Origin of the sequence: Streptomyces sp. NPDC048172 (assembly GCF_043202595.1) — a bacterium.
GTDB lineage: Bacteria > Actinomycetota > Actinomycetes > Streptomycetales > Streptomycetaceae > Streptomyces.
This window is the reverse complement of sequence record NZ_JBIDAT010000001.1, coordinates 728797-745047: the sequence shown is the minus strand read 5'-3', so window position 1 is coordinate 745047 and position 16251 is coordinate 728797. Positions and strand designations below refer to the sequence as shown.

The 16251-nt window shown below is 71.8% G+C and carries 15 protein-coding genes; 8 read left to right on the top strand and 7 right to left on the bottom strand.

Annotated features, from left to right (window positions below):
• Positions 1-144: 144 nt before the first annotated feature.
• From ACGF3A_RS03400 to ACGF3A_RS03385, 4 genes are all read right to left on the bottom strand, one after another.
• Positions 145-1506, bottom strand: coding sequence for an AI-2E family transporter (locus ACGF3A_RS03400; protein WP_393725279.1), 1362 nt, complete (start codon positions 1504-1506; stop codon positions 145-147).
• Between the two features lie 170 nt (positions 1507-1676).
• Positions 1677-2435 (bottom strand): transglycosylase SLT domain-containing protein, encoded by a 759-nt coding sequence (locus tag ACGF3A_RS03395; protein ID WP_393725278.1) that lies wholly within the window; start codon positions 2433-2435, stop codon positions 1677-1679.
• A 416-nt stretch (positions 2436-2851) separates the two neighbouring features.
• A complete protein-coding gene (locus tag ACGF3A_RS03390) occupies positions 2852-4177 on the bottom strand; it encodes a PhoH family protein (RefSeq protein ID WP_393725276.1) in 1326 nt (441 codons plus the stop codon).
• A gap of 352 nt (positions 4178-4529) precedes the next feature.
• The gene (locus ACGF3A_RS03385; RefSeq protein WP_393725274.1) at positions 4530-5291 is read right to left on the bottom strand and encodes an isoprenyl transferase; all 762 of its coding nucleotides are present in this window, start codon (positions 5289-5291) and stop codon (positions 4530-4532) included.
• 108 nt (positions 5292-5399) lie between these two features.
• On the opposite strand from ACGF3A_RS03385, the gene mgrA reads away from it, so the two are divergent.
• Complete coding sequence (gene mgrA, locus ACGF3A_RS03380; protein ID WP_393725272.1) at positions 5400-6482, top strand: L-glyceraldehyde 3-phosphate reductase; 1083 nt, start codon at positions 5400-5402, stop codon at positions 6480-6482.
• Between the two features lie 158 nt (positions 6483-6640).
• On the opposite strand, the gene ACGF3A_RS03375 is transcribed toward mgrA, so the two are convergent.
• Complete coding sequence (locus ACGF3A_RS03375) at positions 6641-7420, bottom strand: prepilin peptidase (RefSeq protein WP_393727120.1); 780 nt, start codon at positions 7418-7420, stop codon at positions 6641-6643.
• Positions 7421-7668: 248 nt separating this feature from the next.
• Entirely contained in the window at positions 7669-8643 is a 975-nt protein-coding gene (locus ACGF3A_RS03370) for a helix-turn-helix domain-containing protein (RefSeq protein ID WP_393725270.1), read from the bottom strand.
• Between the two features lie 81 nt (positions 8644-8724).
• Between ACGF3A_RS03370 and ACGF3A_RS03365 the strand changes: the two genes are divergently transcribed.
• The 3 genes from ACGF3A_RS03365 (at position 8725) to ACGF3A_RS03355 (ending at position 10243) form a co-directional block, all read left to right on the top strand.
• The gene (locus tag ACGF3A_RS03365; RefSeq protein ID WP_393725268.1) at positions 8725-8988 is read left to right on the top strand and encodes a hypothetical protein; all 264 of its coding nucleotides are present in this window, start codon (positions 8725-8727) and stop codon (positions 8986-8988) included.
• A gap of 65 nt (positions 8989-9053) precedes the next feature.
• On the top strand, positions 9054-9224 hold the full coding sequence (locus ACGF3A_RS03360; protein WP_393725267.1) for a hypothetical protein: 171 nt from the start codon (positions 9054-9056) through the stop codon (positions 9222-9224).
• Between the two features lie 101 nt (positions 9225-9325).
• Complete coding sequence (locus ACGF3A_RS03355; protein WP_393725265.1) at positions 9326-10243, top strand: hypothetical protein; 918 nt, start codon at positions 9326-9328, stop codon at positions 10241-10243.
• Between the two features lie 13 nt (positions 10244-10256).
• On the opposite strand, the gene ACGF3A_RS03350 is transcribed toward ACGF3A_RS03355, so the two are convergent.
• Positions 10257-10952: a hypothetical protein gene (locus tag ACGF3A_RS03350; protein ID WP_393725264.1), complete on the bottom strand. Its 696-nt coding sequence runs from the start codon at positions 10950-10952 to the stop codon at positions 10257-10259.
• Positions 10953-11071: 119 nt separating this feature from the next.
• On the opposite strand from ACGF3A_RS03350, the gene ACGF3A_RS03345 reads away from it, so the two are divergent.
• From ACGF3A_RS03345 to ACGF3A_RS03330, 4 genes are all read left to right on the top strand, one after another.
• The gene (locus ACGF3A_RS03345; RefSeq protein ID WP_393725263.1) at positions 11072-14128 is read left to right on the top strand and encodes an NACHT domain-containing protein; all 3057 of its coding nucleotides are present in this window, start codon (positions 11072-11074) and stop codon (positions 14126-14128) included.
• A 26-nt stretch (positions 14129-14154) separates the two neighbouring features.
• Complete coding sequence (locus tag ACGF3A_RS03340) at positions 14155-15351, top strand: winged helix DNA-binding domain-containing protein (RefSeq protein WP_393725261.1); 1197 nt, start codon at positions 14155-14157, stop codon at positions 15349-15351.
• 73 nt (positions 15352-15424) lie between these two features.
• The gene (locus ACGF3A_RS03335) at positions 15425-16009 is read left to right on the top strand and encodes a helix-turn-helix domain-containing protein (RefSeq protein ID WP_393725259.1); all 585 of its coding nucleotides are present in this window, start codon (positions 15425-15427) and stop codon (positions 16007-16009) included.
• Positions 16006-16179 (top strand): DUF6126 family protein, encoded by a 174-nt coding sequence (locus ACGF3A_RS03330; protein WP_393725257.1) that lies wholly within the window; start codon positions 16006-16008, stop codon positions 16177-16179. The genes ACGF3A_RS03335 and ACGF3A_RS03330 overlap by 4 nt, the downstream gene beginning before the upstream one ends.
• Positions 16180-16251: the final 72 nt, after the last annotated feature.

The window sequence follows — 16251 nt, the reverse complement described above, 5'->3', positions numbered from 1 at the left end:
GGGCGCGCAGTTCCCCGCGCCCCTTGAGCGGCACTTCGGACGTGCCCCGTCAGGGGCGCGGGGAACTGCGCGAGCGGCCACGACGCGCCCGCGGTCCGCAGCGCGCAGCAAGGGGCTGCCCCTTCCCGGCGCCCGGAAAGAGAATCAGCTCCCTGCCGGGGCTGCGGGCTTGTCTTCCGGAGAGACCGGAGGGGAAGGGGCGGCTTCCACTTCGCGGAGCGCCTGCTCCTGGGCGTAAGCCTTGAGGTAGCCGACGACCGTGTTGACGACGGCGACGAGCGGCACCGCGACCACCGCTCCGGGGATGCCCGCGATCAGCCCGCCGCCGGTGACGGCGAGGACCACGGCCAGCGGATGCACCCGCACCAGCCGCCCCAGGATGAACGGCTGCAGGATGTGGCTCTCGATCTGCTGCACCGCGAGCACCACGGCCAGCGCGAGGACCGCGCTGAAGATGCCGTTGGTGACGAGCGCGACGACGACCGCCAGCGCGCCGGAGATCACCGCACCGACGATCGGGATGAACGCGAACAGGAAGATGAAGACGGCGAGCGGCACCGCCATCGGCACATCGAGGAAGTAGAGGCCGACGCCGATGAAGACGGCGTCGATGAGGGCCACTATCACCGTGCCCCGCACATAGCCGGTCAGCGTCTTCCACGCGCGCGGGCCCGCGCCCGCGACGCCCTCGCGGGCCGCCGCCGGGACGAACTTGAGCGCCCAGCCCCAGATCCGCTTGCCGTCGTAGAGCAGGAAGAGCGTCGTGAACATCGCGAGCACCGCGCCCGAGAGGAACTCGACGACGACGGTGACGCCCTCGATGCCGGCCGAGGTGACTTCCTTGCTGTTGTCACCGAGCCAGTCGGAGAGGTTCTTGGCGATGTCGTTGATCTGGTCCTCGGAGACATGGAACGGCCCGTTCAGCGCCCAGGTCTTCAGCTCCTCGATGCCGTCCTGCACCCGGTCGGTGAGCGTGTCGAGGTTCTCCATGACCTGCCACACCACGAACCAGCCGACGAGCCCCATGACCACGAAGCCGCCGATGAAGGTGATGGCCGTCGCCAGTCCCTGGCCGAGACCGATCCGGCGCAGCCGCGCCACGGTCGGCTGGAGGAGGGCGGTGATCAGCAGTCCCGCCGAGAAGGCGATGATCAGCAGGCTTATGGTGCTGACCACCTTCATCAGCACCCAGATGACGCCCGCCAGGACGAGCAGCCGCCATCCGGCCTCGGCCGCGACCCGGACGCCCCACGGCACAGCCGCCGCGGGTTCCGGTTTCGCCGCTATGGCCGGGGCGTACTGAGGCGGGGGCGGCACCAGGGCCTCGCCGCTCTTCTCCTCGGCCGAGGCGTCAGCCGCGGCGTCGGCGGCGGCCTTGCCCGCGGCGCGGTCGTCCTCGGCGGCCGTGTCGCCCTGGGCCTCGGCCTCCACCTCGTCCCGCCGCTCGGCGGCACGCTCGGCCCAGCGCTGCACCGCCGACCTGAGCCTGTCCCGTCTGCTCGCCATTCCGGTTCCTCCGCCCCCCTTGCCAGCTCGATCGCGTACGCGTGTGAGGGACGACGTTACCCGGACCGATGGTTGCTTCCGTACGACGACGCCCCCCGTGGAACCTTCACGGTCCACGAGGGGCGGTCGTACGAGGCCGTGTGACGGCCGGGTACCTCAGTACCGGGTACTCAGTACCAGTTGTTCGCCTGCCAGAAGTCCCAGGCACCGCACGGGCTGCCGTAGCGGTCGTTCATGTAGTTGAGGCCCCACTTGATCTGGGTCGCCGGGTTGGTGCGCCAGTCGGCGCCCGCGGAGGCCATCTTGGAGCCGGGCAGCGCCTGGACCAGGCCGTAGGCGCCCGAGGAGGCGTTGGTCGCCCGGTAGTTCCAGGTGGACTCGTGGTCCACGATGTTGGAGAAGCACTGGTACTGGCCGGAGCCGACGATCTGCTTCGCCATCGACTGCACTTCGGCGGTCGTGTAGGAGCTCTTGCTGGGGAAGCTGGCGTCCGAGTCGCCGCCGCCCCCGCTGCCCTTGTCCGAGCGGTCGGAGTCGCGGCTCGCGGCCTGCGTCTCCAGCTTCTCCCGCTTCTTGGCGTCGGCCTTCGCCTTCTTCTCGGCGGCGGCCTTCTTCTGGGCCTTGTCCTTCTTGGCCGCCGCGTCCTTGGCGGCCTGCTTGCGAGCGTCCTCCTCGGCAGACTTCTTGGCCTTCGCCTGCTCAGCGTTGGACGCGTTGTCCGCCTGCTGGTTGAGGGAAGCGGTCTGCACCTGGGTCTGCTGGTCCGCAGGTATGTCTGCGAGGAGCGTCGCGTCAGCGGCGGTGGCCTCGACGTCGTTCGACGTCGAACCCTGGTCGCTGCCCGAGGCCACACCGACGACGGCGCCGACGGTGGTGACCGCGGTGGCGGACGCCACGGCGAATCCCCGGACCGAGATCCGAGCAGTCACACGGTTTCCTTCCAACACGCCCGCTGGGGTGACCGCGCGGGCTCAATCGTGCCCCTGGCACTGACCTCCCTCGTACATGGCCACGAGAGGTACTGGCCCGGCTGGATCCCCCGAGAGGAGAGCCTGCGTGGTGCTTCGGGCGGCATACGGCGCTACTGCTGTTCAGTTCTGTACTGCTCTGCGGTGTCGCACCATTGGTGGTGCGGGTGTGCCGTATGCGGGGCCTGACAGAACCCACACCCTGCCGGACGCGGACGCACGGAGGCAATTCTGTGTTGCGTGGGAAAGCTCACACGGCGTTTGGGGCTGAGGAATCGAGGAAACGCGGGCGCAACCGGGCCCCGTGGGGCTAGGCTGCTGCACCCTTCCCCACGGGGCCCGGCTTTCGCTCGGTTTTACCCCTGTATCAAAAGCCGCTATACGCGCCCCTCTTCGAGCATTTCGGTCACGAGAGCGGCGATCGGTGACCGTTCGGAGCGGGTCAGCGTGATGTGGGAGAAGAGGGGGTGCCCCTTCAGCTTCTCCACGACGGCGACGACCCCGTCGTACCGTCCCACCCTCAGATTGTCGCGCTGCGCGACATCGTGGGTGAGCACGACACGCGAGCCCGCGCCGATCCGGGAGAGCACCGTCAGCAGCACGTTGCGCTCCAGGGACTGGGCCTCGTCGACGATGACGAACGCGTCGTGCAGCGAGCGGCCCCTGATGTGGGTCAGCGGCAGCACCTCCAGCATGCCGCGCCCCACGACCTCGTCGATGACCTCGCGGCTGGTGACGGCCGACAGCGTGTCGAAGACCGCCTGCCCCCACGGGTTCATCTTCTCGGCCTCGGTGCCCGGCAGATAGCCGAGGTCCTGCCCGCCCACCGCGTACAGCGGACGGAAGACCATCACCTTGCGGTGGTGGCGGCGCTCCAGCACCGCCTCCAGACCGGCGCAGAGGGCCAGCGCGCTCTTGCCCGTACCGGCCCTGCCGCCCATGGACATGATGCCGACGTCCGGGTCGAGCAGGAGATCGAGCGCGATCCGCTGCTCGGCGCTGCGGCCCTTGAGCCCGAACGCCTCCCGGTCGCCCCGCACGAGCTTGATCCGCCCGTCGGCGGCGACCCGGCCGAGCGCCTTGCCCTTCTCGGACTGGAGGACCAGCCCGGTGTGCACGGGCAGTTCGGGCGCGTCGGCGGGGAGGGCGATGCTCTCGGCGGCGAACAGCTCGTCGATGTCCTCGCCGGGGAGCGTCAGCTCCGCCATCCCCGTCCAGCCGGAGTCGGTGATGGCCAGCTCCGCGCGGTACTCCTCGGCGAGCAGGCCGACCGAGGACGCCTTGATGCGGAGCGGGAGGTCCTTGGAGACGACGGTGACGTCGAACCCCTCGGCCTGGAGGTTTCTGGCGACGGCGAGGATCCGCGAGTCGTTGTCCTCCAGCCTGAACCCGGCCGGGAGCACGGTGGTGTCCGAGTGGTTCAGCTCGACCCTGAGGGTGCCGCCCTGGTCGCTGAGGGGGATCGGGGCGTCGAGCCTGCCGTACCGGATGCGGTACTCGTCCAGCTTGCGGAGGGCCTGCCGGGCGAAGTAGCCGAGCTCCGGATGGTGGCGCTTGGCCTCCAGTTCGGTGACGACGACTAGGGGAAGCACGACCTCGTGCTCGTCGAAGCGGTCCATGGCCGCTGGATCGGCGAGCAGCACGCTGGTGTCGATGACATACGTGCGCCGGTCGGACTCGCTGCGCTTCTTGCTGGTCACCACGGTGGGACGTACCCCCTCGGATGAGGTCGGGGAGCGACGGCGTCGCGGGGGAAGAGACCGGACCTGGCCCGCGCGTTCCGGGCCGGGAACCGGCCCTCCGCGTCCGCCGGCCGAACCGGGATCGGGCCTTGCGGCCTCCCGGTCCGGGCGGCTGTCCGTGGTCTGCAAACGGGCCTCCCGGGGACCGGCCCGTGAGGGGCACGGTCTGGAATGGATATTCCCCTGGGAATGCCACCCCATGCAACGACCTTTACGGGCCACCCAAAATGGGACAGATCCGTCTGAATTTCCCCTGGCGCGTCCCCCGTACAGCGGGGTACCTGTCCCCTATATAGGGGTCGGCTCTGAGGGCCTAGTTTCCGTAGCGCCGGTGGCGGGCCGCGTAGTCGCGGAGAGCGCGGAGGAAGTCGACCTTACGGAAGCCGGGCCAGAAGACTTCGCAGAAGTAGTACTCGGAGTGCGCGCTCTGCCAGAGCATGAAGCCCGAGAGGCGCTGCTCGCCGCTGGTGCGGATGATGAGGTCCGGGTCGGGCTGGCCGCGCGTGTAGAGGTGCTCGGAGATGTCCTCGACCGTGAGGGACTCCGACAGCTCGTCGAGGCTCACGCCGCGCGAGGCGCGCTCGGACATGAGGGAGCGGACGGCGTCGGTGATCTCCTGGCGGCCGCCGTACCCGACGGCGACGTTCACGAGTATCCCGTCCCGGTCCCCCGCCTCCTGCTCGGCCTCCTTCAGCACGCGCTGCGTACGCGCCGGCAGCAGGTCGAGCTGACCGGCGTGGTGCACCCGCCAGCGGCCGTCGGCGGCGAGCTGGCGCACGGTGTCCTCGATGATGCCCAGCAGCGGGACGAGCTGGTCCTCGGTGCGGTTGAGGTTGTCCGTGGAGAGCATCCAGAGGGTGACGACCTCGACGTCCGTCTCGGAGCACCAGCCGAGCAGCTCCTGGATCTTGTCGGCACCGGCCTGGTGCCCCTGCTCCGGCGTGCCGCCCGAGGCACGGGCCCATCGTCTGTTGCCGTCCAGGATGACGCCGATGTGCTTGGGCACCTGATCGTGGTCGAGACGGTCCTCCACCCGGCGCGCATAGAGCTTGTACACCAGGTCGCGCAGCTTCATGGGAATGGCCAGCCCCTCCGTGCCGAGTCGGGAATTCCGAGAGCTTACTGCCGCTCGGCCGGGCGTACGAAGTCGGGCCGGTCAGAGGCCGATGAGAGGATTTGGCATATGACGCAGCACGTACCATTCCCCTCGCCCTTCCCCTCCCGCCCCTCGACGAGCCTCCACCGGGCCGACGACGCGCGGTACGACGCGATGGAGTACCGGCGCACCGGGCGGTCCGGGCTGAAGCTGCCCGCGATCTCGCTGGGGCTGTGGCACAACTTCGGTGACGACCGCGCGCTGGAGACCCAGCGGGCCATCCTGCGCCGCGCCTTCGACCTCGGCATCACCCACTTCGACCTGGCCAACAACTACGGACCGCCGCCCGGCTCCGCCGAGCTGAACTTCGGCAAGCTGCTCCACCAGGACTTCCTGCCGTACCGGGACGAACTGGTCATCTCGACCAAGGCCGGGTACGACATGAACCCGGGCCCGTACGGCGAGTGGGGCTCGCGGAAGTACCTGCTCTCCTCGCTCGACGCCTCGCTGCGCCGGATGGGCCTCGACTACGTCGACATCTTCTACTCGCACCGCTTCGACCCGGACACCCCGCTGGAGGAGACGATGGGGGCGCTCGCCTCCGCCGTCCACCAGGGAAAGGCGCTCTACGCCGGGATCTCCTCGTACAACGCGGCCCGTACCCGCGAGGCGGCCGGGCTGCTGCGCGAGATGGGCGTGCCGCTCCTGATCCACCAGCCCTCCTACTCGATGATCAACCGCTGGACCGAGGAGGACGGGCTGCTCGACGCGCTGGAGGAGGTCGGCGCGGGCTGCATCTCCTTCGCGCCTCTGGCCCAGGGCATGCTCACGGACAAGTACCTCTCCGGCATCCCGGAGGGCTCGCGCGCCTCGCAGGGCAAGTCGCTGGACCCGGGGCTGCTGACCGACGAGGTCGTGCGCCGCCTGGGCGGGCTGAACGCGCTCGCGGAGCGGCGCGGCCAGTCGCTGGCGCAGATGGCGCTGCGCTGGGTGCTGCGCGACCCGCGGATGACGTCGGCGCTGATCGGCGCGAGCAGCGTGCGGCAGCTGGAGGCGAACGTCGAGGCGCTGCGCGCGGCACCGCTCGGCGACGACGAGCTGGCCGAGATCGACGCGCTCGCGGTCTCGGAGCCCGGGGCCAACATCTGGGCGGCCAGCAGCGCCGGTTGACCGTCGGCTCGACCGTCGGCGGCACCCCCGCCGGAAAGAAAAGCGGGCCGGTCCGTGGGGGGATACGGACCGGCCCGAGGGGGGGTTTCCACCATAGCCCCTCAGGGGCGATGCTCAGCGCATCAACAACCGTGTCGGTCAAGCGGATCCACCGGGGCTCAGGCGGCCAGCCCGCCCAGCGCGACCCCCGCCAGAGCCCCGAGCACCATGAAAGGCCCGAAGGCCAGGGCCGTACGGCGACCGGCCCGCCGGGCCAGTATCAGCGCGACGCCATAGACGGCCCCCACCAGAAAGCCCAGGAAGGCTCCAGCAAACAACACATCCCAGCCGTACCACCCAAGAGCTACCCCGAGCGCGAGCGCCAGCTTGACGTCGCCGAAACCGACCGCGCGGGGGCTGATAACAAAGAGGACAAAATACGCGCCGGACAGCACGATGCCCCCCATCCAGGCCCGCGCCCAGCTCCCCTCCGCGCCCGGCAGCAGCGCCGCCAGCCCCAGCAGGGCGATCGCCCCGACGGCGAGCGGCAGGGTCAGCACGTCGGGCAGCCGGTTCACCCGCCGGTCCACGACGGAGAGCAGCAGCCCGAAGGGGACCATCAGCAGCCATACGGCGAGCTCGGGGCTCGCCCCTACGGCCGCCGCGAGCCCGGCAGAGACGAGTGCGCCCGTGACGGCGAGTGCCCCGCCCCCGCTCCCGTGCGCCCCGGCGTGCCCGTCGCCCCCGGCGCGCTCGCCGTACCCTCCGCGCTCCGCCTCGCAGCGGGCAGGCCCGACCCACGCCCGTACGCGCCCCTGCTCCGCGTAGGCGTGCCCGTCGGGACAGACCTCACGCCATGGCTCCTCGGGCTCGACGGACAGCCGGTACACGGCACGGGGCAGCAGCGCTCCGACGACGGCGCCGTACGCGCCGGCGCCCGCAATCAGTACCCACGGCAGCAACACACGGTGAGCCTACGCTCCCCGGGGGGCCACCCCGTCAGGGGCGCAGCCCCGTAAGCGACGGTGCCCCTTCAGGGGCGCGGGGAACTGCGCGCCCGGCCACGACGCACCTGCGGGCTGCGACGCACCTTCAGGGGCACCCCGTTCCCAGCGCCTGGACAGGGGCTGCCCCGTGAGGTGCGTCGCAGTCCGCCGCTGCGCGGTGGCTTGTCGCGCAGTTCCCCGCGCCCCCGAGGGGGCGCCCTCTACTCGACAGGGCGGGGCTCGGTGCCCCGGAAGATTCGGCGGTACGCCTGTGGGGTGGTGTCGAGGCGCCGCAGGAAGTGGTGGCGGAGGCCCGCCGCGTTGCCGAACCCGGCACGGGCGGCGAGCGCGTCGACCGTGAGGTCGGTCTCCTCCAGCAGGTGCTGCGCGAGCAGCAGCCGCTGGCCGAGCATCCACTGGTACGGCGTCGTGCCGGTCTCCTGGAGGAAGCGGCGCGCGAACGTACGGGGTGCCATGTGGGCGCGGGCCGCGAGCCGCTCGACGGTGACGTCCTCGTCGAGATGCCGCTGCATCCAGCTGAGGGCCGCACCGATCGCGTCGTCCTCCCGCACCGGCGGCAGGGGGTGCTCGATGTACTGGGCCTGGCCGCCCTCGCGGTGCGGCGGGACGACCATGCGGCGCGCGATGGCGTTGGCCACCCGGTTGCCCTGCTCCTTGCGGACCAGGTGCAGGCAGGCGTCGATGCCCGCGGCCGTACCGGCGGAGGTGATGACCGGGTCGGCGTCGACGTAGAGCACGCCGGGCTCGATGAGCGCCCCGGGGTGACGGCGGGAGAGGGTGTCGGTGTAGCGCCAGTGCGTGGTGCAGCGGCGCCCGTCGAGCAGCCCGGCGGCGCCCAGCACGAACGCGCCGGAGCAGACGCCCAGCACCCGCGCGCCCCGCGCGACGGCGGCGCGGAGGGCGTCCAGCAGGTCGGCGGGGAAGTCGCGTTCGATGTAGTCCTGGCCCGCGGGGACGGCGATGAGGTCGGCCTCCGCGAGCCGTTCGAGGCCGTGCGGGGTGTCCATCGTGAAGCCGGGGTGGGCGCGGATGGGCGGGGGTTCGGCGGCGGCTAGCGCGAAGTCGTACACCGGCAGCCCCTGTTCGCTGCGGTCCATGCCGAACACCTCGCAGACGACGCCCAGTTCGAAGGCGTTCACGCCATGGGTGAGGACGGTCACCACGTTCGTCAGCATGCCGCCAGTGTGGCAGTAATTCGATGCCGGGCGACAGTCCTGCCACTGCCGCGGCGGGGCCGTGGGCGCGAGGCTTGAAGCATGCAGAACGCACTCGAAACCACCCTCAATGTCCTCATCTCCCTCACCCTGCTGGCCCTTCTGCTCGGCCCCGAGATCGTCGGCCACCTCCGCGAGCGCCGTATCGACCGCCAACTCCGGGATGCGGAACGGGGAATCCGGCCCTCGGAGGGAACACTCCCGGACAAGGCCCCGAAGAGCCCGAAGGCGGGGATTGCGGTGCATCTCACACCGGTCGCGAAGAGGCCCGGATGCCGTGACGACGACACCTGCACCGCAGCCTGACCAGGGGAACCAGACGCCCCGTAATCCCCCGGCCGTTGTCAGTGGGGGGCCGTACTGTAGGGGGCATGGAACCGACTTCCTCCGTGCCGCCCGCGTCCGCGTCCGCGGCGAACGAGGCCATCCGGGAGTTCGTCGCGGGCCGTACCGACTGGCCGAAGGACGCGCTCGCCGAGCTCGACCGGCTGCGCGCCGAGTGGCGCCGCGCCGTGCGCGCCGAAATAGTCAGGGCCGCCTGAGCCGTAGCCATAGGGGCTCGGTCGCGAACGGGCAAGAGGCGTAGACCTTTTGTCCTGCAGGGGTCTCGTCAGTCGCCCCTTGATCCGGAAACATGTTCCCGGTGAAGAAGCTGCTGGAGATGTGGCGCGGGCGTGGCGGGCAAGGCGGCCAAGGGGACCCCGAAGAGCCGGGCGACCAGGCCGAGTTCGACGGCCCCGAGGAGCGGGCGCGGCGCGGGCGCTGGCGGCTGGTGGTCGCCGGGGCGCTCTTCGCGACGCTCATCCTGCCCAAGGTCATCAGCTCCGCGAGCTACACGGATCCGGCGCTCGCCCAGCCCTCCCCCAGCGGCTCGGCGTCCACCGTCCCGGCCTATCCGTCCTCGGGCCCGACGCGCGGCCCGACCGTCTCCCCCAGCCTCCCTTCTCTCCCGACGACCGCGCCCTCGTCCTCCCCGTCCTCGGACTCCGGCTCCGGCATGCCGAGCCCGCCGACGAACGCGGCGCCCTCTCCCACTCGTACCGGCGGCGCCTCCGGCGAGGACTCGGCGGCGGCCGCCTTCCGCGGGGTCCGCGCGGGCCAGTGCCTCACCGTGCACAGCACCGGCAAGGGCTGGAGCCGCGAGGCGCCGACGAAGGGCGCGCGGGTCGGCTGCGGCAGCGAACGGGCGTACGTCCGGGTGACCGCCGTCCGCGACGACCGCGCCTCCTGCCCCGACGGCAACGGCCGTGGCGCGTGGGCCTCTTCGGACCGGGGCGGCGGCCGTACGGTCGCGCTCTGCCTCACCCGGCAGTTCCGCGTCGACGAGTGCCTGCTCGCCGAGGGCGGCGGCGGGGAGATGCGGGCCGCGCTGATGTCGGCGCCCGCGTGCGGGGGCAAGCCCTCGAAGCCGTACGACAGGGTGCTGCGGATCACCAGCATCCACGCCAAGGACGGCGGTGCGCCCAAGGGGCTGTGCACGCGGGGCGACGGGGACCGCGAGCGGTACTGGACCTGGCGCGTGGACGGCGGGCGCTACACGCTCTGCGCGCGGGAGGCGTGACCCCCGCCAGAGGTCAATCCGCTGCCGTGTCGCGGGCGTTGCGCCGGGTCGCCGCCACCATCGCGACACCGCCCAGCACCAGCGCGAACGGCAGCGCGAATCCCGCCAGCGCGAAGTAGGGGATGCCCGCGAGGACCAGGACCACGCAGTACGCCGCGCCCAGCAGCGAGAGCACGCACTGCGTCCGGGGCGGCCCGTCCCTGTTGAACCGCACGACCAGCGCCGCGCACACGGCCGCCCACAGCGCGGCGCGGGGCTCGTGGAGCGTCAGCGCGTCGGCGGCGTCCGCCGCGAACCGGTACCAGCCCTGGTCGCCCAGCGAGTCCTGGAGGCGGGGGAAGTCCTCGGCGTACGACGGCAGTTCAGCGCCCGCGCGCACCTTCTCGCCGAGCGCGGCCACGTCCTCCCGTACGAACTCGCTGACGAGCAGCAGCGCCGCGCCGAGCGCCTGGGCGACGCCCGCCGCCCAGCCGATCGCCCACCGCCGGACTGCGGGAAGCGGCGCCGTGACGTCCGCCCCGCCCGCCGACTGGTCCGTCGGCCGGTCTGTCGGCCGGTCCGTCGGCCGTTCAGCCGCCCCGCCCGTCGACTGGCCCGCCGATGCGTCCGCCGACCCGCCCGCCGTCCGGTCCGCCGACCGGTCCTTCGGCTCGCCCGCCGACCCGCCCGCCGATCCGTCTTCCGTCTCCACGACCGTCGCCTCCGCCACGTCCCCATCCTTTGCCACGCCCACCCGCCCCCAACCCCCTGAGCCTCACCCTCTGTTAATGATCACCCCAAATCCATGCGGGGTCGAGGCGTGCGCGCGACGCGGATACGCTCCCGGGCATGGCCGACCCCCTCAGCAAGCTCCTGCCGTACGGCATCGGCGGGCTGGCGGTGCTCGCGATCGTGCTGTTCCTCGCGAACGCGTACTTCGCCGAGCTGGCCAAGGGCCTCGCGGGCCGTACGCCGGACGCCGTACTGCGCCTGCTGCGGCGGCAACGCCGGGTCGGCGGACGCCAGTTGCGCCGGTACCGCGCCCGTGCGATCGACCGCCACCGCCGCCATCAGCTCGGCCTCATCGAGGACGACACCGTCGACATCCGCCAGATCTACGTGCCGCTGCGCTGCGCCGATACGGGCGACGAGCTGGCCCCGACGGTGCGTGCCGCGCAGCGGTGCGTGGTGCTGGGGGCGCCGGGGGCCGGGAAATCCCTGCTCCTGAAGAGCGCGATCCTCGACTGGGCGGCCGAGGAGGAGGACGACCAGGGCATCCCCGTCCTGCTCGATCTGCACCGCTGCAACAGCTCGGACGCCTCGTTCGAGGAGATGGTCGCCGAGCAGTTCGAGTGGGGGCAGGTGCAGAACGCGGCGACGTACGCGCGCAACGCCCTCGACGGCGGCCAGCTGCGGATCTTCTTCGACGGCCTGGACGAGGTCGCCCCCGCCGAGCTGGAGAAGGTCGTCGGCAAGCTGAAGGACTTCGGCTCCCGCTACCCCGACTGCCAGATGACGGTCACCTGCCGCGCCGCCTCCTGGACGGGTCAGCTCACACCGGACTTCTCGCGGGTGCTGCGCGTCGCGGAGTTCGACGACCCGTCCGTACGGGTGTTCCTGCGCCGTTGGCATGCGCTGGGCCCCGCGAGCCGGTTGACCGGAGTCGAACAGGTCCTCTCCGCGCTCCGCGCCAACCCCGAGCTGATGCGGCTCGCGCGCAGTCCGCTGATGCTCACGATCATCGCCTGGCTCCAGTCCGAGACCCGCGCGGAGGAGGTGGGCCCCCTCCCCCACTCGCGCGCCGCCTTCTACCGCCTCGCGATCGAGCACCTGCTCGACCGGGACCGGCGCCTCAACAGGGGCGTCGCGCTGGGCCGTTACCACGCGCAGCGCAAGCTCATCGCCCTCCAGCGGATCGCGCTCACGCTCCAGGAGACGTACGCGACGCGCAGCGACCGCCTCGTCATCGACCGCGCCGCGCTCGACCGGGTGCTGACGGAGATCCTCCCGAACTGCAACCTTTCCGAGGCCGACCGCGATCCGTTCTTCGAGGAGATCGTCCAGCGCAGCCAGCTGATGATCGCCGTCGACAGCATCGGCAACCGCTTCAGCTTCCCGCACCTGACCCTCCAGGAGTTCCTCGCCGCCCAGGCCCTCCACGACCAGCCGGACCGACTGCTCCGCAACTACCGCGCGGACCCTGCCGGGTGGCGGGAGACCGTGAGGATGTGGTGCGCGGTCGCGAGCGTCGACTGCACGGGGGTGGTGCGTGAGCTGTGGGAGGGCGGCAGTCCGGAGGGGCGCGAGCTGGCGCTCGCGTGCCTGGGGGACGCCGTGCATGTGGACTCGGGGCTGGCGGACGGGATCGTGGAGAGGGGTCTGGAGGAGTTCCGGGGAGGAGGGAACGGAACCGTCCGGTTCGATTCCGCTCTCGCGGCGCTTGCGGCGAGCCCCACGCCGCGCGGGGAGCGGGTGCGCGAGGAACTCATCGCGATACTCGAACCGTCCAGCTCGTCGATCGACCTGCTGCAGGTACGGGCCCCGACCGCCCTCGCGCTCTCGGGCCACGTCGACGCGGCCGAGGCGCTGGCACGTTGCGCCGAGGAACGCGGCGGAGACGGGGAACCGTACGCCCGCATGCTGCTCCTCACGGGCGAGGTCGCGATCCCCGCCGTCGGACAGGCGGCCGGACCCGGTGAGCAGGTCTGGGCCGTCGATCTGCTGGCCGAACTGGTCATGGACGACGCGATGGAGGCCGTGAAACCGCTCGTCGGCGCCCTCGTGTACGACGGTCCCTCGGCGTGCCGCGCCGCCTGGCGACTGGCCTCGCTGATCGACGACCCGGCGGTGGAGGAGACGATCGGCAAGCTGCCGGTGCCGGATTGGCCAGGCCACAACGACGATTCCTTCGACTGGATCTGGGAGCCCTTCGCCGCCGGGCCGGTGTCCCCACTACCGCGCATCGTCGGGCGCGTCGTCCGGCTGATGGGGGCCGAGCCCGAGGCCGACGCGTGGCTCCATTGGAGCGGCGAGCTGCCCCCACGCCCGAGCGACGCTGCCCTGCGCGAGGCGGCACGCGGCATCGACACCGTCTCACCACGGATCGCGATCCCGGTGATTGGGACCGATATGGATCGGCGGTACCAAGCGGAACTCCATGAGGGGGCCCTCGCGGAGGTACGGGGCGACCGGCGCCGTCGGCTCCGCGCCCTGGTCCGGCCCGGGCACTCCCTGTCAGAGACTCTGCTGAGCCAGCATCTCCGCGGCTTCGAGAGCGTCCCCGCTCTGCGCGACGCCGTCCTCACCGTCCACGGAGGGCGCACTCTCACCCCGCACCGGCTCCTCCTCGACCGTCTGCCCGAACAGGTGCAGGCACATGTCCTGGCGGACTTCTACGGGGACCTGCCGGGCCCGCCGGTCCACGATCCGAGCGCCTGGGCCTCCGTGAACCAGCCTCCTCCCTCCGACCCAGCGCGCTTCCGGATCACCGCGTTCCTGCTGTTCGTCGTGGGCGTCGTGCTTCCCGTGGGCGTTCCCGGCGTGTGGTCCGGGCTCACGGACCCCTGGGGCCCGGAGTGGTGGGCCTGGGTGGCCGGGCCGTCGCTGGCCCTGGGGGCGGTGCTGAAGGTCTGCTCGTACGCGACATGGTTCCCGATCGGCCCGTACGTCCTCTGGGACACCCTTGACGACATCGCGCCCTGGCTCGTCGCACTGCCCGGCCTCGCGTACGTCTCAATGGCTGGATTCTCGGCGCTCGCGGCGGAGTTCACCTGGCCCTGGACCGCTGGTTGGCTGCTGATGACGGGCGTGCCGGCCTGGGTGGTGAACAGACTCGCTCACCGCCGAGAGCGGGCGATCGACAATCCCTTCCGCCGTTGCCTCCAGGCCGTCGAGGACAGCCGCTGACCGCAAGGCCCCGTACCGTCGTCCCCATGCCAACGGAAATCGCCTGGTCCGACGCCAACGCCCGCCGTCTCGCCCGGAACGGGCTCACCGAACCCGCCCCCGCGCAGAACGTGTCGCCCGCCGACGTCGCCGCCGACATCCTCGGCGCGCACGCGCAGGTGATGTCCGCCGGAGAGGTGTCGCTCGCGATGCGGATCGACGGGGCGACGCGTACGGACGTGCAGGACGCGCTCTGGAACGCGCACACGCTCGTGAAGACCCACGGCCCGCGCGGCACCGTGCACCTGCTGGCCACCCGCGATCTGCCGATGTGGACGGGCGCGCTGTCCGGGATCCCGCGCCGGGCCGGGGCGCCGACGAAGGGGAAGGACGGGCGTCCGGTGCTCACCCCCGAGCAGGAGTCCGAGGTCGTGGAGGGGATCGGGAAGGCCCTGGCCGAGGACGAGTTGACGGTGGACGAGCTGACCGAGGCGCTGGCCGGGATCGTGGGGAGCTGGGCGGCGGACCCGGTGATGGACGCGTTCCAGACGCACTGGCCGCGCTGGCGCGCCGCCACGCACGTCGCGGCCCACACGGGGGCGCTCTGTTTCGGGCACAACCGGGGCCGCAAGGTCACGTACACCAACCCGCACCGCTGGCTGCCCGGCTTCCGGCCGCTGCCCGCCGAGGAGGCGCACGCCGCGCTCGTCACCCGTTATCTGCGGGCGTACGGACCGGCCGCGCCCGCGCACTTCGCCAAGTGGCTCGCGGCCCCGGCGGGCTGGGCGACTGAGCTCTTCGCCGCCTTGGAAGGCGGGGGCGCGCTGGAGCGGGTGACGCTGGAGGGCGCGGACGCGTGGCGCGTGACCGGGGATGACGGCAGGGAAGAGGGAACGGCGCCGCCCGCTCCGCGCGTACGGCTGCTGCCCTACTTCGACGCGTTCGGCATCGCGAGCCACCCGCGCCCCCTGCTCTTCCCCGGCCGGGCCTACGAGCGTGCCCTCGCGGGCGGCCAGGCGGGCAACTATCCGCTGCTGCTCCTCGACGGCGTCGTCGGCGGCGTCTGGCACCAGCGGCGGTCCGGGCGGCGGATCCAGGTGACCGTCGAGCCCCTGGACACGCTGAAGCCGCTGGACGCGGAGCAGCACGCGGCGCTCGAAGCGGAGGTCGCGCGGCTCGGGCGGATCCTGGACGGGCGCCCCGAGCTGACGGTCGGGACGGTGACGGTGGGTGCGCACGCGTAACGCGCGATCCGGCGTTTTGCCTCAGAGGCAAAAACTTTGCCTCTGAGGTCAGGTACGTGCCTTAATCGAGAGCATGAACCAGTACGCGCCACAGATGCGGCGCATGCGGCAGCGTGGCGGGCTCACCCTGGAGGCCGCCGCGCAGCGCGCCGGTCTCTCGCCCGCGCACCTGTCCCGCCTGGAGACGGGGAAGCGCCAGCCCTCGCTGCCGCTCCTCCTCACCCTCGCACGTGTCTACGGTACGACCGTCGGCGAGCTGCTCGGCGAGAGCCCTGCCGTTCCGAACCCGGTGGTGCGCGGCGAGGAGATGGAACCGGTGGACGCGGGCGGCTGGCGCTACCGGCAGGCGGGCCTCGCGGGCCGGGCCATGCAGGCCCTCCGCATCCATGTGCCGCGCGGCCCGCAGGGCGATCTCGTACGGGTCCATCCCGGCGAGGAGTGGCTCTACGTCGAGAGCGGCGCCCTGCGCCTCACCCTGGGTGAGGCCGAGGAGATCCTGCACCCCGGGGACTCGGCGCACTTCGACTCGCTCACCCCGCACCGTCTGGAGTCCGCCTCACCCGGGGGGACGGACCTGCTCTTCGTCCACACCCTGCTCCAGAGCCCCGCTTCCGACCTCTGCATCCACGCAGCCCCCAGGGGAGGCCGACACCCATGACCAAGGCCAGGGACAAGAGCAAGGACAAGCCCAGGGACGACACCGGCGCCGAGCGCGGCGAAGGCCGCTTTCCGCGCGGCCTCGCGCTCCGCCTCTTCGCCTATCTGATCGCGGGCCACCTGCTGGCGGCCTTCCTCTACCTGCTCTTCGAGGTCGGCGGCGGCAAGTAACCGGCGGCCAGCGCGGGCGGCAGTCGGCAGTCGGCAGTCGAAAAGCGGTGGGTGAGGGACCGGCCGTCGCCC